Origin of the sequence: Chitinophaga rhizosphaerae, from assembly GCF_003958645.1 — a bacterium.
GTDB lineage: Bacteria > Bacteroidota > Bacteroidia > Chitinophagales > Chitinophagaceae > Chitinophaga > Chitinophaga rhizosphaerae.
In genome coordinates this window covers 164591-188498 of the sequence record NZ_RXLO01000011.1, presented here as the reverse complement: position 1 = coordinate 188498, position 23908 = coordinate 164591, and the positions used below count along the sequence as shown (strand labels likewise).

Sequence of the window (23908 nt, the reverse complement as noted above, 5' to 3'; positions counted from 1 at the left end):
AGTTTAAATCTGGCAGTCAAAAGATGTTTCCCCAATGCCCACCGGGTAACCGATCGTTTTCATGTGCAACAATTAGCTTTTGATGCTGTACAGGAGACCCGGATCCATTACCGGTGGGAAGCGCTCGGGCAGGAAAATACGGCCTATGAACAGGCCCGCAAGCACCAACAGGCCTATCATCCCGAGGTTTTACCTAATGGAGATACGCTTAAGCAGTTGCTGGCCCGCAGCAGGTATCTGCTGTTCAGACACCACCGGCTCTGGACAAGGGAACAACAGCAAAGGGGCGAACTCCTTTTTAGCCGCTATCCTGTTATTCAAAAAGCGTATCAACTGTCTTTGCGGCTGGGAGAAGTTTATCGGGCGTCCACCTGCAAAGAGCAGGCATTCAAGAAGCTGGCGCTATGGTATAATGATGTGGAAGAAGCAGGGCTTGCTTCCTTCAGAACCCTTGCCAGGACGATACAGAACCATTATTGGGCATACTGAACTTCTTCAATAACAGGGCTACCAGTGCTGCTGCAGAATCATTCAATGCGAAGGTTAAAGCGTTTAGAAACAGCATGAGAGGGGTAAGAGATATTCAATTCTTCCTTTTCAGACTGGGGAAATTGTATGCTTAACTTTAAAATCCCCCAGAAACTTGACTTGATCCTACGACACTCACTATGACACTCAGATTTGCAGGATTGGCGCCTAAGTTTAACCGGCTCCCTTCCCTACACTTCCCAATTCAAAAACAATCGAAATCACTTATCACACCAGGCAAAACGCACAAACTTGGAAGGAAAATCGGAGGCGCTAGTAATAGCGCCTTTTTCGATTAAATCCTTCACCACTTCCGGGTTTTACGGAATAATTCGTACAAGACAGCACAAAGTAGATCATTTGGAGGCCTGTTCGGAGACCTGTTCCGGCGCGGAAAATTAGCTTCCCGACGTTACTTTAGGTTGTTGCCTGCTTATTAAGCTGACTCCTTGCCAATTAAGCCTTTTGCATTCTAATCAGTGAGAATTCCGATCAAAACGTATATTTGGATTAATAATAATTTGAAATAGCTACGATTTAATCTGACAGTTAGGGTTAATTTTAAGTAACCACACTTTCCATCAACCCTTTAAAACTGCCAGACATGAATGTAGCAGCTAAGTTAATCAAAAACAAAGTAGGCTTACTCAGATTAGCCGAAGAATTAGGAAACGTATCCCAGGCATGCAAAATATTCGGTTACAGCCGGGATAGTTTTTACAGGTACAAAGAACTGTTCGATGAAGGAGGCGAGGCCGCCTTGCACGAGATCAGCCGAAAGAAGCCCCTTTTAAAGAACCGGATTGAGCCTCAAATTGAGAACGCCGTTATCGCAATGGCTACGGACAATCCTGCTTATGGCCAGCTCCGGGCAAGTAATGAACTTCGCAAGCAGGGTGTTTTTATTTCACCGGCAGGTGTACGATGTGTCTGGTTACGGCATGATCTGGAGACCTTTAAGAAGCGCCTGAAGGCACTGGAAACCAAGGCCGGAAAGGAAGGTCTGGTACTGACCGAAGCCCAGGTTATTGCCTTGGAACGAGCCAAAGAGGAAAAAAACAGCACACGGAGAGATCGAAACGCATCATCCAGGTTACCTGGGAGCGCAAGACACCTACTACGTAGGTACCATCAAAGGAGTCGGCCGGATCTACCAGCAGACTTTTATAGACACTTATACCAAGGTTGCTTTCGCCAAGCTGTATGACCGCAAAAATGCTCTTGTAGCAGCCGATATGCTTAATGACCGTGTAGTACCCTTCTACGAAGAATATGGTATTCAACTGCTGCGAGTTTTGACCGACCGAGGAACGGAATACTGCGGCGCTCGGGAGTACCATGAATACCAGCTTTATCAGGCCCTGGAGGACATTGATCACAGCAAGACCAAAGCCAGAAGCCCTCAAACCAACGGAATTTGCGAGCGATTTAACCGGACTGTTCAGGATGAGTTCTATGCCATTGCCTTCCGGAAGAAAATCTACGATACGCTGGAGGAAATGCAGACAGACCTCGACACCTGGCTTAATGACTACAATCATAATCGTACGCACACGGGCAAATACTGCTTCGGCAGGACGCCATTCCAAACTTTTGAGGAAACCTTATCTTTAGCAAAAGAAAAACAGCTGGACAACATACCGCCAGCTGCCTAGTATTTTTACCCGACTGTTAGATCAAATCGGAACTATTACAAATAATTATCGGGTGCATTATAATGGTGAACATATCCTTTAATTTCCATTATTCCTGAGCTAGTAAGCTGTTAATAAATTTCTCATATTTGCTTACCAAATTTCCTTCAAACCCTGTATATCTCTTGAGTACTTTACCGTAACTATCCGTAATAAGTGTTGTAGGTATAGCCCCATCAAATGGGAAGATATCATCGATCCGGGTATTAGCTACATCTGGCACCCAAAGTTGTTCCCAGGGCATTTCTTCCTCTGCTTCAGCTTTCAACCAATCTGCTTTTTTCCTGTCCACGGAAACAGATACCATTCGTACGTCCGGGTGACGCTCCAGCTTTCGATGCAACTCTTTTAATAAGGGTATTTCCTTTCTACATGGACCACACCATGAAGCCCAAAGAATAACAATGTTCAATTTCCTGGTGGAATCAATGACCGGCTTTTCCATATCTTCTCTGTTTTTCATAAGGGTAGCGCGGTTCAGCAATTTGGTTTCCCGAAAGTTCAACCGGGTCATGACTTTTTTTGCGCCGGGAGATCGCTGGACTGTTTCGTCAAAACATGCCATTAACTTCCTGGCTTGCGCGCTGGAAAACATGGCCAGATTCTTGTTTAATTCGTGTAAGAAATAGTATGAATAGGGATAATGCTTTACTTTCCCCTCCAGTTGTAAGAATATAGAATCCGTTATTGTCTCGCCGCTTACGAAATCTTCATTGTACATCACGTCGTTTTGTTTGCTCCCAGTGATCAACTTATCTGGATATACCAGCATCAATTTTTCAGGAAGTTTAACATTGACTGTTTCAAACTTCTTCAGCATTCCTTCAATTACCATTTTATCTCCAGGTGATGCCATAAAATAAGGCAACATAAGGCCTCCACCATTCAACTTTTTATTAGTGCGGAACTGGAAGAGCCTCCGGTTCTCAGTGCTATCCAAATGTTCGAAGGTAAACAATGCTGGTTCAGTGTAAATGCCCGGTTTGATGACAAATGAAAATCGGCCGTTGCGGGAGTATGTTGAATCAAGCTTATTACTCTTTCCGTCGAGGAGGTAGATTTTCCCATCGGGCAGGCTACTTAACTCTCCAATTATCTCTATGTCAATTTTTGAATTCCTGGAACAGCCTGCTAGCAGAAGTAAAGACATAAAAACAGGCAATATTAACAAGGACTTAATTAATCTCATACACTTTAAATATATATAAATAATTAAATCTGAGCTTGCTTAGAAATATTGACGCCTTCTTACAAATTTCCTTCTGTTTTCTTAAGCAAGCCCAGCCTAATATGGAAGCTGACTACAATTCGCTGCACCTACTTTGTCCACCATTGGAAGTTAGCTCTACTGCTCCTAACTCGGTCACGCAAAAGCAATAAGGTACCAAGCTTCCCCCAACTTGAAAGTATTTCGTGTCACAATTGCCTTTGAATGTCACCCAATTCCCGTCAGTTCCCTGCACTGAAAGTGTGCACGCCGTCGTTGGGTCTTTACAGAAAATGCCGCTTGAGCCTGTAGGTCCGTCTCCACCTAGTACTTTTTTAAGCTCCTCCCTGGTGAGTAGTTCGTTAGCCTCGACGTTCAAGGTCTTAAGCTTTAGTTTTACCTTTTTCATGTTTATTAAATATTAAGGTTTTAGGAAAAATGGGTTAAGACAAGCACCGGGAAACACCGTTATTAGAGGTGATTTCAATATAGTCTCCCAATTGCACATCACAGAAACATTTCCAGGAAGATAAGCTAACTTTACAGTGACCGTCTCTGTAGGTTGAATTACCAGAGCTGTCTATGAACACAATCCTGCAATCCCTACCTTCATTACATGCACCAGATCCCGAACTACCTGTGTCATCGCCACCAAATACCTGTTTCAGTTGTTCCCGGGATAGTACTTCCTGTGTAGAAAATAATAACGTTTTCAATTTCAATTTTTTCATGAAAATCTATATTTAATTGTGAAAGAATAAAAGATGTAACTATTATTATTCAGCCAGAAAGTATTTCAGATCGTTGACTGAATAGATGTCCGGGAGTTTATAACCGTTCACAAAGAAAGTAGGCGTAGCGTCGATTTTCATATTATTGCACCATTCCCGCATGGCTTTTACTTTATTTTCCTGGGCGGCCAACTCCTCCTCCATCGGATATTTGGTGGCGAAATTTTCATAATGTTTACTTTCCGGCAAGTACCAATCGTCCAGCGCCTGCCTTATTGTAGTATCAGACTGGCTTTTTTCTGCAATTGCAAGCAGGTGCTTCACCGGCCAGGCCCTCTCATCTTCAACGTCTGTAGATGCATTAAAGATGATCTGAACCTGTACTTCAGGGTTATTGTCTACTAAAGTTTCCATCGGAGCATGCGCCTTGGAACACGGCCCGCAATAAGGGTTACATACTTTTACGATCTTGTACTTACCTTCACGATTGCCAAGGGTAATACCGAGGCTGTCTGTGCTATATTGAATTTTCGTTTGCCTGCTCAATAGTGCATCAAATATTTGGGTATTATGCTTTAATTTTTGCAACTCCCTTGCATTCCATTTGGATGATTTGGCTTCTTTTAATTTAGGCATCATTACGCTAACCATCAGAAACGTCAGTAGAAAGCTGGCAGCTATCGGCATCAAGGCTTGAATCATCATAGTGGCCGTCTCAAAACGAATGTCACCCAGGATAGGAATCATTGATATCAATTGTGCTGCTAGAACCGCTTGTACGGTTAGACATAATGTGCACCATTGCCTAGCTATGCGCCATTGGTAGTATAGGGAAAAAAATACATATGGTACTGCTGCCAGGCTGAAAAATGCTAGCCACGTCATCACCGGATTAACTGATAACCCGTTGAACAGGAATACAAGTGCCTGACCGCTAAAATATGTGAAACCTAATATGCTCCAGTTTGTTCCTAAAAAGTCTGCGCCTTTTGATTGAAGTACCGCCTCGCAATTCGTTTTTTTGCCAACAGTACATATCTGCCGTAAAACGGGATTGTGCACATCGAGCTCCATCCAAAGCAATAGAATTGTTACGATAAACCCTATTCCCGTCAGGATAGCAAATATGGCAGGTAACAATGTCGCTGGCCACGACCTTATCAAAGTGCTGATGCAGCTGACAATTAAAGCCAAAGGTATGAACAGGAATGAAAGGTATCGGATGAGATTAATCCGTTTTTCTTTCCATTTATTTTTCAGGTAGTTTTTTTCCCCCGAAGCGTTTGTTGCATCTGCAACCAAGGCGATTCGAGAATGCCATCGACCCTTAAATTTAGCTAGGGGGATCCATTCCCAGGTTTTTGTGCCTGCATGATACAAATACACCTCTTCCCTTCGGATCTCTTTAACGATGGCAAATAACTCATCCGGTCTCCGGTTGTCCATTATCTGGACGATAAAAGGCATTGGAATATTTTCCACATCGCCTTCTTTTCTTTCAAATGATAGATTAGCTACTCCGTACTGCGTGAGGATATCGCTTATGCTTAGGAGACTAGGGAAGTCTGGATGATTGTACAGATTATCTTTAAGGGTGGTGAGCGTTACATTAACTTGTAATAAAGACAAGAATTCCTGCAACACTTCTACACATTTTTCATTTTGTGATAAGAGCTTACTAATCATGATTACATGCGCAATTATTGGTAAAATTAGTGACTATCATTCCGATATAATCGGAGTGAAAAAAGCATTTCCCCTCCCTTTATATTTTTCATTTTTTCATTACTAATGGTTTCATCAAAAAGGGAATCTACCATTCTGCCTTCCTTTTCATAATAATAGCATCTTCGCTTTCTACAGTATTTAATTGGAAATCCAACTTCCTTCATTGCATTGATATATTCGTTGAGGGTGCTTACGCTAATATTCAGCTTTCTGGCCAGGTTCCTTTGTCCTCCAGACACTTTGGATGCTATCAGGTGATCAAGAAACTTTATTTTTTGCCAATAATTCTGAAATGACATAGTACATTTTCTTTAATTAATATTAATCGTTGCGGGAGGACATGTTTTTAACTGTATTATGATATAATCTTTCCAGTAGCCTCATGTCTTTTGTAATGATGATAGCATTGGCCGTCAGCGCGTCTTTAAAAGGTATCTGTCGCTTGTTGCTCGTAACGAGTTGTAGATCGGTTTGAATAGTAGCGAGAAAACCACTATCAGTTGGAACAGGGGAAATGTAATCCAATTTTCCGTTCACAAAACCAAACTCCTGGTATGGATAGGCATCCAATCTCAACTGGACGGTGAGACCGGAATGAATCTTGCCGAAATTATGTTGAGAAAGAATGGCTTCAAATCGGAATCGGCTGTCTTTCGGCTTTATGTAGCCCAATACCCTCCCTGCATCTAATATCTGATTTTCCTGTACTGGAAGGGTAAAAACAACCCTACCTGAGATGGGGGCCTCTATTACATACAACTTTTTCCAATTGTCAATACTGCTTTTCAATGTCAATAATGCCTGCCTGAATATCACTAATTGTTCCCTTCGATCGTGCTGCAATTGGTCTAGTTCTGCTGTCTTGCTTCGAATGGAAGCCTCCGCAGTAAGTAGCGAATTTTGCAATTGGGGGGCTGCCATTTGTTGGTTAAGATAATTGGTATACTCCCTTCGATATTCCTCTTGCGACAAGACACGTTCTTTTGCCAATGTATCCTTTATTCTGTAATTAACTTCTGCGACTTTCATCAGTTCTTCGGTAATTCCCTTTTGCATTTGTATAATCTGCCGGCTTTGTTCCAAGGCTGCCAAATCGCGGTGCAATGCGCTTTCCTTATTATCAAAAAATCCATTTATATTATAGTCACTAAAATTCCGGGCAGCAGTAATAAACTGACTATATTCTCCCTGGACTTCTCCCAGGTTTGTAAACTTTTCAGTACATACGGCTACTGCCTGCCGATAAATTCCGGCATCAAGCAATGATAAGCTGCTGTCCAATAGTTTGCAGAGCCGCATCAATTCGAAGCTATTACCTGTGCTGCCAATAAAGCCAATCACCTGATGTTCATTCACTTCCTGGTGATTTTCAACGAATAACTTGATCAACCTCCCCTGTTGCCTGGAGGTGATCTCCTTTGGTGCATTTTCAGCCGTTAATCTTGCTCTTGCCTCTATGATGTCAGGATATCGAATGAACCAGCTACCTATAAGCAACAATAAGAGAACAGAGAGAAATAGCTGCATTGCCCATCTTTCCAGCAGCCCTGGCCGTTCATCAATTAATTCCTGTGACATTTCTGAACGACGTTGAATGGCATCATCCGATTTCCTGGGAGGATTCTGCTCTTTGGGTACTTCCTTCACGATTTCATATATTTCTCGATATTTTGGTTCCATTTAAGTTAGAATATGAAGTGATAACGGATGTGAATTAATCTCCCAACTCAAGCTGGTTTTTAACAAGTTCGTAATAGCGGCCTTTCATCATGGATAGTTGATAGTGGTTCCCTTCTTCGGCAATTTTCCCGTCTTCCAATACAATGATATTATCGGCATTTTGCACAGTGCTCAACCGGTGAGCTACCACAACCACCGTTCTTCCTGCAAAGAAATCATTCAGATTTTCAGTGATTATCTTTTCGTTGTTGGCATCCAGAGAGTTGGTGGCTTCATCAAAAAGGAGATAATGCGGATCTTTATAAATAGCCCTTGCTATTAGCAACCGCTGATGCTGCCCCTTGCTAATACCAGTGCCGTCAGCGCCCAGTTGCGTGTTAAATCCATTTGGCAAAGAATCAATAAATGGGAGAATGTTGGCAACCCGGCAACTGCGGATCAAATTTTTATGATCAATATCCTCAACTCCTACTGCAATGTTTCGTGCTACAGTATCATTGAACATAAAACCATCCTGCATTACAGTGCCGCAGGTACTGCGCCAGTAAGATGGACTGATATAGCGGAAGTTGGCATCGCCTACTTCTATTTCGCCATCATAATCTTCATAAAGTTTCAGGAGTAGCTTTAAAATTGTAGTTTTTCCGCTTCCGCTTGCTCCTACAATTGCTGTAACCTTTCCTTCGGGGATATTGAAAGATACATTGTCCAATACGGGCTCATTTCCCGCGCCGGGATATCGAAATGAAAGGTTCTCCACCCTGATTGTTTTATTTTCCGGCAATTCGGTAACAAAGGTTTTTTCCCTTGGTTCTTCATCCGCCATAGAATGTATTTCATTAAGGCGCTCCATGCTGATCTTTGAATCTTGATAATTTTGTACCAAATTTATGAACTGTTCTACAGGGCCACTTAACTGACCAATTATATATTGAACGGCAAGCATTGCGCCCAGCGTTAACGAACCGGAAACCACCAACTGCGCTACCATAAAGCTGATGATAATATCCTTCCCCTGGTTGATCATCAGAGCGCCCGTATTTTGCCATTGAGAATAATTTAGGCTTTTGAACTGCAGTCTGAAGATTTTAACCTGCACATTTTCCCATTCCCAACGTCTTAGCTGTTCCGCATTATTCAACCTGATCTCGGTCATTCCCTGCATCAATTGCAGCGTCGCGTTGTTTTCCTGGGAAGAGATATGAAATGTTTCATAATTAAGACGTCGTCTTATACTTAGGAATATTCTTATCCAACCAAAATAAGCCAGGTTCCCGATGGCGAATACAAAGAAGATCTGCGGATTGTATAAAATCAGTATGACAGCATAGACAAAGAACATGATAATTGAAAAAATGAAAGTCACTGCCTGTCCAGTCAAGAAAGACTGAATCTGGCGATTGTCATTTATTCGTTGCATAGTATCCCCCACCTTATGTGTCTCGAAATATGAAAGGGGAAGTCTGGTAACTTTAATCCAGAAATCGGACAAGATCGCGATGTTAATTCCATTAGAAATCCTCATCTGCAGCCGGCTTCTGATGAAGCCAATTAATACAGAACTAAAAGTGAGTGTTAGCTGGGCAATTAATACCAGGGTAATGTATTGGAGGTTTTTTGTGTTAATGCCTGTGTCTACTAGACTTTGTGTAAGGAAAGGAAGTATCAGTTGCAGTAGTGCTCCTACCAGCAAGGATACTAGCACCTGCGCAAGCCGGGCTTTATTGGGACTAAGGTAGCTAGCGATGGTCCCCCAATGTAACTTTCTATCTTTTTCTCCTTCATTTTCGTAGAAGGATGGAGAAGGCTCCAGTAAGAGCACTGTTCCTGTATCTTCCCCTCCTTGGCTGTTAGAGGTCCAGTTCTTTAGGAATTCAGGTATGCTAAGTTTAATAATACCAACTCGGGGATCGGCTATTTTTACATGTTTTTTCCCAATATGTAATAATACTACAAAGTGATTTTGATTCCAATGCAGAACGGATGGTTGCGGAACCAGCCGCAACTTATTAAGGTTAACTTGGACCCCACGTGTCCGGAAACCAAGCTTTTCCGCCGCTTCACTGATTGCGAGTAACGACACCCCCTCGCGGTTAAAACCTGCTATTTTTCTCAGAGTATCGGTATTATAGTGCCTGCCATAGTATTTTGCAATCATCCTCAAACAGGTTGGGCCGCAATCCATGGTATTCAGTTGCTGATAGAATGTGAAACGCATGAAAACAAATGGTTAAATATTAAAGGTTTATTCTTCGACAGGACATTAACAACTATCAGAGTTAAGTTTCTTTCGAATATTCTATAAGCAGAGGGGTATATAGCCCTAGACTATATGTTCTGAGGATCCTTAGTAATAGATTTTTTTTGAAAGGTTGCTTGATAAATACCACATAAGCTTTATTGCGTCCGGGTCCATTTATATTCGAAGGCATAGTATTTTGGATTAATTAATATAATAATTTCATATTGTCGATATACGGGGTTACAATCGACTTCTTGCACTTTTTAACCACTTAAGTAGGTTATTAGCTGGGTTCATATCGAAAGTTGGTGAGCTTCTGATTTCTATTGAAGGGGGTATTATTAGATTTCAACGATCCGATAAACCTGTGCAAAGTAGATAAAAGTTGAAATGGCTATCAATATAGCATATTCTCCCGTATCCAAAGGTTAATAAGGAACATTGTCATGCCTATAAACCCTGCCTACAAAATCATCGCTAGTTCGCGGTGTTGGAAAATCAATTCCATCGCCAAATAAATTATAGCTGTCATGTATCATAGCGGAATGCTTTACCTGTGGGTAAATATTCTGAGCCAAAAATATCTGGTCCATGCCTTTTATACTTTTATATGGAAAATGATCAATTAACTCTTTTATCCCGTCAATATTTGTGCAGCCCCACATTCCTCCCATGATTAATGCAGTGTGTTGTTGATGATCGCGCATTATATGAAAATGGCGTCCTGATCTCACCCACTGTTTAACAGCACTTACCTCTCGGTCAGAAATTCTTGAGTCAGCATCTCTGCATATCATAATATCGGCATCCTCTGCGGCATAAAAACGCCAAAACAAACCAGCAAATGGTTCAGCGGGATCCATTAATACAATCTCGGCTTCATTTTCTCCAATGCTATCAATCAAATCATTAGAAGAGCTTTTGTCAATATAAAATCTACAATTCCATCCTGGGTAAAAATACTTGGCTAGTTGAATGTTCTTTATTGCTCCAACCCAATACATTGGATTAGACCCCCATAAGGAAAAGGATATTATTTTCTTAAGCTTCCTATCGAAATCCCTAGCATCTTGCTTCTTTACCCAAATATAGTTTGGCAATTTAGATAGACTGTTAATTAGGCGTCGGTCTTTTGTCCATAAGGAAGTTTGATTTTCGTGATAACCGAAGAAGTCTACTCTTTCATATTCATTTATTTCGACTTTAGACCAATTTAATTCATCGTGTTCAGTATTGTGCGCCACAATTATTGCGCAATTCATTTCAATGAAATATTGCAATACTTTATGTCTGGAAGATGGGTGCCCATCGATAAACACCATGTCGCATTCGTTAAACTCTAGTTCTTTCCAATCTTCCTCTCCTGGACTCATTATTAATGTCCATTGGGGGGAGCTACTGTATAATTCTTTAAGTAATTCACCCCATGATTCATTTATCTCCTTCGCCACATCTTGGCCCTGCTCAATAGTAATTACAGTTTTACATTTATTTAATAGCAATGAAGTTGACCAAAATCCCCCACCAAATTCTATCACATGCTGTATGTTCGAAGTATTAATGATGTCATTAAGTAAATCTATGTGGGTTCCGCATCTATAAGAATAGTCATCCCTTATTTTAATGTCACATAGTGTACTTTTTAACTCTTCAAAGGATTTATCTCTCCAATTTTCGGCCCATTCTTTTCTTATATTCATGACGTTGTATTTTTTGCTGCAAGATTCATATTTAATATTTCTAAATATTGAATTGTTGACGCCTTTTAGCTAGGTAAAGAATGCTTTGAATTAACTTCTCGGCCATTCTAAATTGTAATACACTTGCTGTTAACGCTCTGAAGTTTTTGTTTTTGGGGAAGTTTTAACTAGATGTTAGTTAGAATTCATTCAAAAACTACGAACGCGTCGATTTAAATTTGATTCTCCTTTCAATTAAAAAGAGAGATAAACTATAAAGTCAAGTACTTGTGTGGGTTGTCGTATCTTAGAATGGCCCAAATCATATTCAATGGATTCAAGGTTGTTAGCAGACGCTTCTTCTGATCTTTAATGTAATTGAAGCGTTTCGAGTATTCGTTATCTTGAATGGCTCTGCAGATAGTTTCAGCAGCTACTTCAGGTTGAGAAATGTCGATCCGGATAAATGATCTATCGTCAATGAAGGTTTCAATGTTCGTACATCCATCATAAAAGCATAAACTTTCTGCGAGAATTGGATCTACAATTTTTTCCGTGAAATAGTTCTCAAGAAATGAATTTTCACAAGTAAAATGATAGCAATATGGCAATAATCCCTCGAACTTATATTTCAATTCACCGCGGTAGTTTTCAAGCAAATGAAGGAATTTTCCATTGTATGATTTTCCATAGATATCGAATCCTTCTTCAATTATTCTATCAAGATAGTGAATGAAAATACTTCTGCGTTGATGCCCTTCTAGCCACCCTAAATCACTGGTGACCGTTGATAGTAATTTTTGTTTTTCATAACTCCTGAATAGTATAGTTTCATATGTAGGCTCCTTAATCCAAAAGGATAATGGAAGGTATATTGAGGATATATTGTTAGTTGTATTGCGATGATGCTCGGACTGAGGCGGTTCGGTGTATATGGTGATGGAGTCATTCCTGTTATACGGCAAATGATTTCCACTTGGGGAGGTTAATACAACCGCTACATCGAATGGCGCTTTGTCAGTAAAAGTAAGATTCTTCCATTCCGCTTTTCCAAAACCATATCTTCGTATATCTTCCAAAAGTGCGGAATCATTTTTCCAAAAGCATGTAACATATATTTTTAACATTTTTTCATAGTTGGAATAGTTTCTCAAGATTCTGGGATTTCCGGAATTGTGACGGTGCGTAACGTTATGTCACATGCGAATCGAGTATTTCTCTATAATTCTCAAATCGTCTATTGGTATCTTGAAAGTATGAGGTAATTAACCCTTTTACTTTATTGTTTCTTTCTGTAGCATCAGAATACCCAAACTCTGTTTGGACGGATATAAAAGGATGTAGGATCATTTTGTTTCCGGTCATTTCGGAGAGCTTGTTGTCAGCAGGCGAGCAGTCTTCGTCACACGACTCATTTAGTATTACACGAAAAAATTTCTTGAATATAACTGTGAACTGTAGACACCAAAACCAATCTGTCCAGTAACGGTTCTTTGTAATTGGGACAACTGACCCGCAACCTCCAATACCACCTGCTAGTATATCACATCCTTGCTCATGTGCTTCAAGTATGTTTGAAATTAAATATTGCTTATTATAGTGTTCGGTAAAGGTGTGATCATCTTCACATACTACAATAACATCATCATCTGATTGAATTGCGATTTCAATAACTTTCCTAAGGCTATTCCACAAGCCTATATGTCCATAATCGTGTTCACACGCATCCACTATAATTACATTAAACTCTGGTCTGTCTTTAAACTGTGACTCAATATGGATTCGCCTATCGGTTCTTTTCTTCAGATTTATCACATATACTGGCAGATTAACACTATCTAATTCATCCGAATTGCATTCATCACCTTCAGGCTTGAACATTAGGTGCTTGCTTACGTTACTTAAACATTTCAATTTATTCTGACTTGCTTCGAATAGCGTATTTATTTTATCTTTTTCATTATTCTTTGGCGTTACGTCAGAATAACCAAAATCCCTTTGCACTGAAATACATTTGGATGTAACAAATATTCTGTTGGATAATGACGATATAAGGAGGTCAGCATTATCCTGGCCGGTGAATTTTGCATTAAGAATAGCATCATAGAAGTTACGAAAAATAACGGTAAATTGCATTCCAGTAAACTTCTCTATATAAGTTACCTGCTCATTTATATACAACATGCCCATCGACCAGCTAACTCCTCCAGACAAGATATCTGCTTTTCGTTTTGTGGCTTCTTTTATTGAATCGATCAAAATAGTCACATTGTACTGATCGGTAAAAATATGATCGTCCTCACAGAGTATGAAGTAGTCGTCATTAGCATATACCCTTTCTTTAACAATTTTGCAGATCGTCTGCCACAATCCTAAAGGACCATAGTCCTGCTCGACTCCTTCAATTATATGCAGCTTAAATTCTGGCTTGTCCGAAAATTCATGAACAATGCTAGTTCTTCGATCCATTCGCTTTTTCAAATTAATAGCGAAGACATTTAATATATCCATAGCATTTTACAATGTTCATAGTAAACGAAAAATAAGCTTATACTTGCGTCCTCCGCAGTAGGATTAGTGGTTGCATTTTAATATAAGTCCTGAGTTGCACCTTAGAAACGGTGTCAACATTTCAGGAAATGCAATATTTTAGAGGGGAAATCTGCAAGACACTCCCCCGAATAGTTATGAAGTATGTATTGTATGGGGGTTTCCAGGGCAAAAGTTTCTTCTGTTAATATGGGAATGGGCGTTTGGGTTCATATTATAAAACAATTTTGGGTTTACTGATTTATGCTTTTGATTAATAGAAACTTAAAACACTGGATTATTTGTGTCGGTCAAATTTAAGCTTCCCTCAGTTTGCAGTGCAATAACAATTTTGACCGATACTGATGTTATTTTTGCAAACGTTGGGCCTGAGGGCTCAGTAATTTAATTCAATCACACATCGGTAGACTGAAAAGCATGAAGAATTCTACGTTTTGTCAACTAATGGCAAATGGCAATTGAATGGTGGAATCTACATTATATAGCGTACGAAATTGTAATTGAACTTTGCTTAAGACCGAATAAAAGCAATCAAATATTAAGGGGACCTGTCGAAATTTGAAAAGACATTCCCGCTTTCATAGCGGATTCCGATGGATTATTAAAGTTCCCAGTGGAATTATAAAAATCCCCAAAAATTGGTCGAGCAGGGTTAGAGAAAAATCTCTAACTTAAATGGCACAATCATGAAAAAAGTACGATTCACAGAAACCCCAATTATTTCCATCCTTAAACAGCAGGAGTCAGGCATGTCCATCAAGGATCTGGCGTGAGAGCATGGCGTCAGCGAAGCCAGTATTTACAACTGGAAGGCAAAGAATGGTGGAATGGAAGCCAATGAGGTCAAGCGGATGAAGGAACTGGAGGAGGAAAACAACCGTCTCAAGCGGATTGTGGTCAACCTCACCCTGGAGAATGACGCTATAAAGAACGTCCTGAAAAAAAAGTACGGCGTTGTACATCCAGCCCGGCAATCCGGTACAAAATGCTTTTATTGAACGAAATAATGGCTCTTTGAGAAGGGAACTTTTAGATGCTTATCATTTCTTCACCTTACAGGAAATTAGGCTAATGGCGGAAGAATGGCAGCAGGACTATAACTGTTCGAAGCCCCACCAGGCACTCGGTTTGTCCCCCCCTTGAATACGACAACAGGTACGAAATAATTGCAAACCCCGTTGCCAATGTAGATGTAGACAAACGCAGGCAAACGTTCCCCTTCGGTACAGATCGGATGACCAGGTTATCCCGGAACCAACCGATCGCATTCTTTATTCGCCATGAACATCCCCGGCGAGCAGATGAATAGCGGTATCACCGACCTGAACGTCGGGTTTACCGGAATTAAGGATCAGTAATACAGCTCCAGCGTTCCGCCCTTTACCAGTTGACCGTGATCTATACTGTAGGCCGTGAGCTCATTACCGTTCCATTTCGCGGTTCTGATGATGGCGTCCGCGGTTTGCCGGTTATAGGTCTTTATCCTAAATGTCTTTCCGTTAGCCAGGTGAATCCGGATTTCGTCGAACAGCGGCGAGGTGATTTCATATACCGGCTCCCCTACAACCAACGGAAACAGCCCCGTGGCGGCAAATACATACCATCCACACATCGTGCCGTCGTCCTCATCCATCTCGGGAAGAAATCCTTGCACGTCGTTCTTGAAGATACGGCTGGTAATAGGCGTGGGATATTCTGCATTTCCGCCGTAAATGTGCTTCATTTCCTCGGTCAACATCCGGGTAACGATTTTTTGGCTCAATTCCGGGTATCCCAGGCGGTTAAAGATAAACGGCGCATGAATGCCGGCTTCCGCGCCCTGGTTATTTAAACTGGCGGAAAAGAAATAATCCAATTGCTTCATGATCGTGCTGTTGCCCCCGCTGCCGGCGGTCATGACATCCAGGTACTGGGGCACCGCCCAGCGGTATTGCCAACGTGTGCCCTGGTACAGCCCGCTTTTCCGCATATTTCCGAATGTGCTGTCTATGTTTTTGAAATCTTTGTCCCAGGTAACCGTAAACAGCTCTTTCGCGCGCCGGCCATAGTTTCGCTCATCTTCCCGGCGGCCGGTTTCACCGGCGATATTGCTGAGCGCCCAGAGGTCGATGCAGGTTTCAAAAGCCTGGTCGGGCCGCTCGGCGCGGAGGCTATCCACTTCACTTTTGATGGCCGTGTATACGGCGTCGAAGTTTATGCCTTTAATCCCTTTCCGGTACGCATCCAGCAATACGGCGATCGTATGTTCCGTTCTTACGGTGGGAGTGGATTCAAACGGGGTGGCCCAGTTCTTTTTTCCGAATTCGTATAATTTCAGCAACGACTGGCAGAAATCGCTCATTCTTTCAGGGTCGAGCAGGGTAATAAGGGGGAACTTCGTCCGGTAATTATCCCACATCGACCAGGAGCTGTAGTATGTAAAACCTTCCACATGCTGTACCGTGCCGTTCGTGGCCAGGAATTTCCCGTTCCGGGACGTGGTATTGGCTGGGCTGAGGAATACCCGGTACAGGGAGGTGTAGAATAAGGTCCGGTCGCTGGGGGAACCGCCTTTGATATCTACCCGGCCCAGCATTTTTTCCCATTCGGCGGCGGCTGCCTGCCTGATGCGCCCGAAGGATTTTCGTGCCAGCGCTTTATTCTCCATGGCCGCGGCCTCCTCATCGATCGCCGATAGCGCGATCCTGACTTCTACAGGCGCGCCGGTACTTTTTCCGAAACTCAGTTCCAGTTTATTTTTATCGTGGGAAAGAAGGGTGAACGATTGGCTGGCAACCAAATGGAAAAACAGTTTATAGGTACCCGCGTTGCAAGTGGTACCGGCCACAATATACCCGGAAATTTCCCTGTCAGACATGACCTGTGCCGATGCGTCCCGCACGCTTGTGAACGAAGAAGCGGCATTTAGGCTAAAGAACATTTCAGTGCCTTTAGGATACAGGAATTTTTCCACCGCTACATTGTTGCCGGCCGTCAATTCAGCTGCTATTCCATTGCTCAGCGTAACGGCATAGTAGCCTGGCCGGGCTTTTTCCGTGGCTTTCAGTAACTGCAGGACGCTGTCTTTCAAGGCGGGCTTGATACTGAAATGTCCGCCGTTGCCGCCACACCCGATACCAGACAACCGGTTGACGGAAAAACCCGAGATTGTAGTCACGGCGTAATCATAGCCGCTATGACTTCTCGGCCTGGTGTCCGGGCAAACCCGCGCCATTCCGTAGGGAACGCAGGCTGCGGGGTCTAGCTGACCGTGATCGCCGCTTGTACCAATAAAAAGGTCAACCAAATCGGTCTTCCGTTGCGCCAGGGCACTTGAAGCGACGCAAATAGCGGCACAGCCTACCAGAGCCCATCTCTTAATTCTAAACATAAAAAAAAGTATACTTCCGGATGATGATTGGATTTTCCGGGCTTACCTGGGCGCAACGTCTACACGGAGGGTGTCTGCCAGCTGCCGCTTGTCATCGGTGACAATGAAATTTTGCGAACGGGCCGGCCTGATCCGGATGGAACGGGATTGCGCTCCATTATTCCACCTGTAATCTCCCGGCCAGGATGCCGATATTTTCACGGATTGTCCACGTCGTACCATTTGAGTGGAAGAGCGGTTCACATCTTTCATGATCGTAAACTGGTCGGCTACAACACTGTCTCGCCGGATGAATTTAGCATCGAGCCGGTTGTCTTCCACTTCCAGGTACAACATACCGCCATCGTTCATGGAATAGGGCATGGCGTTGTGCGGATAATCTTTCTGGATGTGACCGCTGGCGCCGGCAGATCCGGCAACTACGTAAACGGTCCCTTTATCCGCCGCGCCCGACGCGGTGAAATACGGAGCGGAGTTTTCGCTGCCGTCATATTTCCCGCTGGATGAACTAACGGCATGAACGCTTTCATTATAATCCTCTTCCATCCCATAGTGGCCGTGCATCAGCCTGGATCTTTCGTAATTGTGGCTATGGCCGCACAGCACAAGATCTACACCGAGGCGTTCCAGTATCTTGATAAAATTTTCGCGGATTAGCCGGAGCTCCCCTTCCTTGTCTGAATTATGGCTTCCCATGGTGAAGGGAGGATGGTGCCAATAGGCAATAACCCATTGGCTGGTATTGGCGGCAAGGTCTTGTTTGATCCACGAAACCTGTGGCCCGAGCGTATCGTACAGCCTTTGCTTCATGTCAGTCTCCGTTCCGTAGGAGTCCAGCGAAAGAAAATGGATATTTCCCCAATTGTAAGAATAATAAGCTTCCGTGCCGGATGGGACCCCGCCACATTCTGCAGCGGTGGGCATTGTGAAATTCCTGTAATATGCACCATCCCGCGACGCAGGAGATGAACTGTAGTAGTCATGGTTGCCCGGCGCGGGGAACAGGACATGGTTCTTCAGGATGGTACCTTCGTAAGCGGGAAAGAAATTCTTCGAATATTCCGAATCCTTGCCGCTGGAGTAGGCGTTGTCGCCCAGCAGCAACATGATTTCTGCAGGTTGGTTGCCAGTCAAACGCAGATAGGAATTCAACGTGCCAGCTTGATAACCTTTGCTGTTGGTACCACAGTCCCCGAACGCTGCGATTCTTATTTTCCGCTTTGAGGACGCCGGGGGAGCGGTTCGGAAGAAATTGTCGTTCCCTTTTTGAAGTGTCTTATTGTTGCTAACAATCCGGTAAAAATATTTCGTGTCAGGAAGCAGGCCGGTAACCCGGACGATATGCTCCGTGGTAATTTCACCGGACTTAAAACGCCATTTGAACTTCCTGGCCGTGGCACCGACTTCCACATATGAATCGGCAGGTATATTCGTGCGCCACCTGATGGTTACCGCAGTTCCACTGCCCATTTGCAGATAAGGCCCCCTGATCAGTTGGAGGCTGCTGTCTGCCTTCGGGGAATTGGGAACCTGCGGGCTTCCAGCCACGGCGAATCCATTAAGTACGATCGCCAGGATCGGAAAAACAATTATACGGGCCTTCAGTTGCATGTGCATCATATTTATTTCAACTACCACAAGGCGTTAGCCGCCATGGTAAACATTGTGGCCAAAATTAGCGAAGCGATCATTGCGGCATCTCATTGATATTATTGAAATGCGATGCTTTTTTTGCCATATGGATTTAACGGACTGTACCATACATACGCTGCCATTCCCATATTTTAATTTTCTGTTAAAAAAACATCCGTTAAGAAGTATTATGCATCGATGACAGTGGCGGCGGCTGGCACGCAAGGCATATGTATATGCAGGTTGCTGGCGGCGAAAAATCCGGCAGCAATGCCTATCCGTATCACGTTAGCATTTCGGCCACCCGTCTGTACCAAATACTTCGTGGCACTCGCCAATCACCCCATTTACACTGGTTTTCGAAAATACGGGAGTGCTGACGGAAAAAATGGGCAAACTGGATACTCTTCCGGTTTGCCCATTTTCAGGCCATCAAATACCCTGCCTTTGTTACACCAGGTGCCTACTTCGCATACGCATCCGCCTTATCCTGGAACTTTTTCAGAAACTCCGTTGGGGAGCAGCCTTTTATATCCCTGAAATGTTTATTGAAGTTGGAAAGATTGTTGTACCCGCATTCATAACAGGCGCCCGAAACATTATGCGCCCCCTCCAGCAATAATTTACCGGCATAACCTATCCTCACTTCCTGAATAACATCTGTTAGCGTTTTATTTGTTTTCTGTTTGAAAAAGCGGCAAAATCCGGTGGTTGACATATGTACGAGCGCAGCCACTTCCTGCAGGGATATTTCATTCCGGAAATTGCTATAGACATAGTTGAGCACCTCCCTGATCTTATGGCCATCAGCAAATGTTTCTTTACTATTGTAATAAGGAGAGGATAAAACCTGGTAATTACTTGTTATTGTCAGTAAATGTAACAGCTGCAGGAAAGTAACGATCCGGTTGAAATCATTATCCGTCAACATTTGCCGGATGAATACCCGCGCTTTCCCGACCGTATCTCCGGTAAACAGGACTCCCCTCGCAGCAAGACTGAACAATTCTTTCAGTGGTTTCATTTCCGGGATCTCCAGCATTTCGCTGCCCAAAAAGTCGGGCATGAAATGGATCACATAGACTCGTGGTTCATCGGCAGGATCTTTTACTTCCTGGTACTGCCAGCAATGTGGCAGATAACTGCCCAGCAGCACAAGTTCAGGCGTATCGAACGGCTCGATGGAATCACCAATCAGCCGCTTTCCCCTGCAGTTTTCAATCAGGGCAATTTCAAAATGAACATGGCTCTTGAAAGTAGTATACCGCTTCATTTCCAGTGTTTTCACAGTTACAGTGAAAGACTGGTTGCCGGGGAATACAAAATTTTCGAATATCTGTTTCATTGTTCAACTATCATTTTCTCAAGACGCCATTCCCGGGTCCGGCGCAATCGGATAGCGCTTTATATGTATAAGACTGGCGGCCAGAGAAAAGGACACCCTTCACCCTGACTTTTATCATACGAAGCGTCTCCCACAGCTACAATCGAATGAGGGAAGCGTTCGCTTTGTCATTATTTTACACCTACTTGCTCCGTGATCCATACCTGCCCCTCCAACTGCCAGGCAGGGTCTGGAATGATGTTGAGCCATGTCAGCAGTAACAGCGGCAAATCCTTTCCCGCCGGAACCAGACTGGATAAATTGCTGGAAACCGGCGGATTCAGCACAGTGGAAAAAGGTTCCCACAAATATGTGCCGGACGGAGAGCCCTGTAATTTGAAGTCGTATTCCAGCAGCGACCTGTCTTTGAAAACCGCACCCGCACCATCGGTGGCCGGCCAGTAACCGAGCAGGAAATCGCGGAAAGGATGGTCGTCGCGCACCCTTATCGCCGCCGCATCCTGGGCGATAACAGCGTCTCCCAGTACGGCCTTGAAAATCCGCACTTCCGCCATATACACGTCGGCCGGTATATTGTCTGACCCCGGCAAATGCCCGATGGTGAGTGGCGCCGGGCTATTGATATTTCCCTGTCCGGTAATATCCTTTTCTTCCCCGAACCTGCCATCGGTATAAGTTCTGGCATATCGCTTTCCATTACGGTTGAGCACGGAAACGGCAATATTATGCCATTTCCCGTCGCCGATTACGCCACCCCTGGCCTGAACGTTCCCCTTCCCGACCTGGCCAAAATTCACCTGCCAGAAATTGTTTTCCAGGAACATCACCCAGCCCGGTACGCCTCTACTGAATGACTCACGTTTCCCCAGCACCGAAGGGTACCGGTAGTTGTACGACCCGTCGGGCCGCTGGTTCACTTTAATATTGAGTTCGACAGTGAAGGAAGTCGTATCCCCAAAATTGTATTCATCGATGGCACCCGGTACTGTCCCGAATATCGCATCGTCTTTACCAAAGAGGCGGACGGTACTTCCGGAGAACTTGGTCCCGTTGAAGGGCCGGTCCAGGAAGAGGGGTTTGAACGTGGGGGAATAAACAATGGTGAAAGTATTGAACAATGGTTTACTGAATACGGAATTATCATTCATTTCCGGATCAACCGGGTAATCCCCTCCCATACTGGACGCCACCACCACGAGCCATTTCTCGTCTGCAAACCCTTTACGCGCCCGCAGCTTGAGCATAATATCTCCCAGGTGCTTATCGAAAGCCATGATCGCCTCACGGTACTGCGGTATGGAGGCATCGTATCCGAATGCAGCGCCGGCGGCGTTCACTCCGCCGAAATTCGCAATGATCAGTCCAGCGGTGTCGGCAGACAAGGCATTCAGCACGGCGGTCTTCACAGCTGCATCATCGTTCCCGAAGGCAACTGCCTTATCGGCGCCTGCGGAGAGGTGGGCCGGCAATAAAGGGTTGGCGCTGTAAAAATGGACAGGATAACCGGGCAGGCGGTCCTTTACCAGCCGGGTAAAAGACGGAAAAGCGGACAGGTTGTTTCCGGCGAAATCGTTACTGCGCACTCCATGGCGATCTTTCCCCACTCCGGTCAGCATATCCGCCCAGGAAGCCGCCTGAACGCCCAACGTATCGGTAAGCGAATTCCAGGAATAAATGGAATTGGCCTTCAGGGCCGTCAAATTCGGCGGCGCCACCTTGTTGACGGATTCGCCCCGCCCACCGTCTACGATGATGTACAGGACTTTGGGTTGCGGATCTTTCGTAATGGTATCTTTCCCTTCCGGGAAATTGCGCGTGGCAACGGCATCTTTATTACACGCCAGGAATGCGGTGAACGCCATCGGCACCACGAACATGCTTGTTATCTGATAAAAAAGCTTCATGCAAATGAAAAGTTATCCGGTGTTAACGACGAAATTATTTGATGAGCAGGCGCGTCATATTACCAGCCGGCTGCCCGTTAAAAGAATTAAAATTGCCCAGCAATGTGATGCGGGATTCTCCGTTGACGCCTTTCGATTCCACCAAGCCCGACAACGACCCGTAGAACCGCCCGATGGCGTTGTACCCTGGCGCGAGCTTGCCTGCGGCGTTCAACACCATGATACCGTTTCGCGGCACGCCGTCATACTTTGAGAAAAAGCCGGTAGCGAAAATGAGACCATTGCCCATCTGTGCCGCGAAATTGATACTTCCGCCCTCGAGCAGGCCGGTTGCAAACCCCGGGACGGGGTCGAACTGCTCATCGACCAACACTATTCTGTTAAACCGGGATTTGTTGTAGTTGTTGAAATAACCTACCAATACGTATTGCTTCGTGACGGAATTATAGTTGATACGTTGTATGAAATCATCCGCGGCAGCAGTAAACGTACGGTCGGGACTACCATCCGGGTTGATGCGGACGATATTGGAAACGGGCATATCGTCGTACCGGCTGAACCGACCTACGATTATCATTTTTCCATCCGGCTGCATGATGGCGTCGGAAATAAAACCGTTCGTTACCGGCCGCCCTTTATGCCGGACGAGATCGTAATGGTACGTGGAATCAAGTGAACCGTCGGCGTTAAAGCGCAACAACTGAGACACTTCCACGCTGTCGGTCAACAGCGAATCCCGCAGGCCGTCGCGCGTGCCGATGCCGTACCGTTTCTGGACGAAATAGCTGAATTCCCCTACTGCGATGGTTTTCCCGTCTGCCACGGGGAACAGTTTCATAATACGGCCATCCGTACCACCTTTCCAGACCGGCACCGTGTCTTTTTTCGTGAAAGACTGCACCGTGGTGGTATCCGGTGATCCGTCGGCATTCAGCCGGCAGATGTTGAACATCCGCTTTACGCCCCAGTAATGCCGGTCGAACCCGGAAAAGTTCCCGGCCACCAACATTTTACCGTCGGGCAGCACGGCTACATCCGACAAGGGGCCGTAGGCGCCTCTCCCAAACTTCATGGTACGGTCCAGCTCCTCGTTCCGGCTGATGACGATGATCCGGTTGAGCGGCGAGATCGCGCCCTTGTTTTCATAATCGTTAAAACCGCCGATCAGCAGCCAACGGCCGTCTGCCAGCTCCAGCATTTTGGAGATGGGCCCGTTTGTGCCGATATTGGCCCGGAAAGTGATGTCTTTTTCGATTTTGCCCAATACGTTGAAAACGGGGCCGAAAAATGCCTGGTCGCCCACAACGATCTGCACGTTACCGCTGCTGGCCATCGCCGGCACCTTCGCGCTGAGGTGCATGCTATCCAGTTCCGTTACCTCGGCCACCTGGCCGTTGAATGAGAACGATAACTGCTGCCGGTATGGCACGAGCCCCGTTACCTTAAAACTTACGATCGTGCCGGGCTCCGCTTCCGAAACGGAAGGTGGCTCATCGAGGAATTTGATCCCCAACGGCTGCCTTCCGCCCTCATAGGGGTTGGGATACGTTTCTTTCTCCCGGCGGCACGACAATGCGCCCAAAACGACCAACGCAAAACAAAGTATTTTCTTCATAGT

At 44.5% G+C, this 23908-nt stretch carries 13 protein-coding genes and 3 pseudogenes; 4 read left to right on the top strand and 12 right to left on the bottom strand.

Annotated features, from left to right (window positions below):
- Positions 1-63 precede the first annotated feature (63 nt).
- Both EJ361_RS22045 and EJ361_RS22035 read left to right on the top strand, forming a co-directional pair.
- A pseudogene (locus EJ361_RS22045) lies at positions 64-623 on the top strand (ISAon1 family transposase).
- 509 nt (positions 624-1132) lie between these two features.
- A pseudogene (locus EJ361_RS22035) lies at positions 1133-2183 on the top strand (IS481 family transposase).
- Between the two features lie 88 nt (positions 2184-2271).
- Here EJ361_RS22035 and EJ361_RS22030 read toward each other — a convergent pair.
- The 7 genes from EJ361_RS22030 to EJ361_RS25940 all read right to left on the bottom strand — a co-directional run bounded on the left by EJ361_RS22030 (position 2272) and on the right by EJ361_RS25940 (position 14000).
- Positions 2272-3411, bottom strand: a complete 1140-nt coding sequence (locus EJ361_RS22030; RefSeq protein WP_126248405.1) for a thioredoxin-like domain-containing protein — start codon at positions 3409-3411, stop codon at positions 2272-2274.
- A 794-nt stretch (positions 3412-4205) separates the two neighbouring features.
- Positions 4206-5846: a vitamin K epoxide reductase family protein gene (locus EJ361_RS22025; protein WP_126248403.1), complete on the bottom strand. Its 1641-nt coding sequence runs from the start codon at positions 5844-5846 to the stop codon at positions 4206-4208.
- A gap of 363 nt (positions 5847-6209) precedes the next feature.
- Positions 6210-7535 carry an HlyD family secretion protein gene (locus EJ361_RS22015; RefSeq protein ID WP_164714368.1) on the bottom strand — a complete coding sequence of 442 codons (1326 nt, stop codon included), beginning with the start codon at positions 7533-7535 and terminating at the stop codon, positions 6210-6212.
- 67 nt (positions 7536-7602) lie between these two features.
- A complete protein-coding gene (locus tag EJ361_RS22010; RefSeq protein ID WP_126248397.1) occupies positions 7603-9786 on the bottom strand; it encodes a peptidase domain-containing ABC transporter in 2184 nt (727 codons plus the stop codon).
- Between the two features lie 452 nt (positions 9787-10238).
- Positions 10239-11510 (bottom strand): O-methyltransferase, encoded by a 1272-nt coding sequence (locus tag EJ361_RS22005; protein WP_126248395.1) that lies wholly within the window; start codon positions 11508-11510, stop codon positions 10239-10241.
- 251 nt (positions 11511-11761) lie between these two features.
- Positions 11762-12643 (bottom strand): glycosyltransferase family 10 domain-containing protein, encoded by an 882-nt coding sequence (locus tag EJ361_RS22000; RefSeq protein ID WP_126248393.1) that lies wholly within the window; start codon positions 12641-12643, stop codon positions 11762-11764.
- 37 nt (positions 12644-12680) lie between these two features.
- Positions 12681-14000 carry a glycosyltransferase family 25 protein gene (locus EJ361_RS25940; protein WP_240646704.1) on the bottom strand — a complete coding sequence of 440 codons (1320 nt, stop codon included), beginning with the start codon at positions 13998-14000 and terminating at the stop codon, positions 12681-12683.
- An 824-nt stretch (positions 14001-14824) separates the two neighbouring features.
- Between EJ361_RS25940 and EJ361_RS26200 the strand changes: the two are divergent.
- Together EJ361_RS26200 and EJ361_RS26195 are read left to right on the top strand one after the other, a co-directional pair.
- A pseudogene (locus EJ361_RS26200) lies at positions 14825-15037 on the top strand (transposase); the annotation flags it as partial.
- A complete protein-coding gene (locus tag EJ361_RS26195; protein ID WP_394344734.1) occupies positions 14994-15182 on the top strand; it encodes an integrase core domain-containing protein in 189 nt (62 codons plus the stop codon). The pseudogene EJ361_RS26200 and the gene EJ361_RS26195, both read left to right, overlap by 44 nt.
- A gap of 208 nt (positions 15183-15390) precedes the next feature.
- Here EJ361_RS26195 and EJ361_RS21985 read toward each other — a convergent pair whose 3' ends face one another.
- The 5 genes from EJ361_RS21985 to EJ361_RS21965 all read right to left on the bottom strand — a co-directional run bounded on the left by EJ361_RS21985 (position 15391) and on the right by EJ361_RS21965 (position 23905).
- Positions 15391-17409 (bottom strand): glycoside hydrolase domain-containing protein, encoded by a 2019-nt coding sequence (locus EJ361_RS21985; protein ID WP_126248391.1) that lies wholly within the window; start codon positions 17407-17409, stop codon positions 15391-15393.
- Between the two features lie 42 nt (positions 17410-17451).
- Positions 17452-18879, bottom strand: coding sequence for a purple acid phosphatase family protein (locus EJ361_RS21980; protein WP_240646707.1), 1428 nt, complete (start codon positions 18877-18879; stop codon positions 17452-17454).
- A gap of 625 nt (positions 18880-19504) precedes the next feature.
- Positions 19505-20329, bottom strand: coding sequence for an AraC family transcriptional regulator (locus EJ361_RS21975; protein WP_164714365.1), 825 nt, complete (start codon positions 20327-20329; stop codon positions 19505-19507).
- Positions 20330-20556: 227 nt separating this feature from the next.
- Entirely contained in the window at positions 20557-22290 is a 1734-nt protein-coding gene (locus tag EJ361_RS21970) for a LamG-like jellyroll fold domain-containing protein (RefSeq protein ID WP_126248385.1), read from the bottom strand.
- Positions 22291-22324: 34 nt separating this feature from the next.
- Complete coding sequence (locus EJ361_RS21965; RefSeq protein WP_126248383.1) at positions 22325-23905, bottom strand: DUF5008 domain-containing protein; 1581 nt, start codon at positions 23903-23905, stop codon at positions 22325-22327.
- Positions 23906-23908: the final 3 nt, after the last annotated feature.

Bases quoted from the DNA above. Each gene is read 5' to 3' on its own strand.
- EJ361_RS22030 (WP_126248405.1), bottom strand. From the start codon at position 3,411: ATGAGATTAATTAAGTCCTTGTTAATATTGCCTGTTTTTATGTCTTTA.
- EJ361_RS22025 (WP_126248403.1), bottom strand. From the start codon at position 5,846: ATGATTAGTAAGCTCTTATCACAAAATGAAAAATGTGTAGAAGTGTTG.
- EJ361_RS22010 (WP_126248397.1), bottom strand. From the start codon at position 9,786: ATGCGTTTCACATTCTATCAGCAACTGAATACCATGGATTGCGGCCCA.
- EJ361_RS22005 (WP_126248395.1), bottom strand. From the start codon at position 11,510: ATGAATATAAGAAAAGAATGGGCCGAAAATTGGAGAGATAAATCCTTT.
- EJ361_RS25940 (WP_240646704.1), bottom strand. From the start codon at position 14,000: ATGGATATATTAAATGTCTTCGCTATTAATTTGAAAAAGCGAATGGAT.
- EJ361_RS21985 (WP_126248391.1), bottom strand. From the start codon at position 17,409: ATGTTTAGAATTAAGAGATGGGCTCTGGTAGGCTGTGCCGCTATTTGC.
- EJ361_RS21980 (WP_240646707.1), bottom strand. From the start codon at position 18,879: ATGGGCAGTGGAACTGCGGTAACCATCAGGTGGCGCACGAATATACCT.
- EJ361_RS21970 (WP_126248385.1), bottom strand. From the start codon at position 22,290: ATGAAGCTTTTTTATCAGATAACAAGCATGTTCGTGGTGCCGATGGCG.
- EJ361_RS21965 (WP_126248383.1), bottom strand. From the start codon at position 23,905: ATGAAGAAAATACTTTGTTTTGCGTTGGTCGTTTTGGGCGCATTGTCG.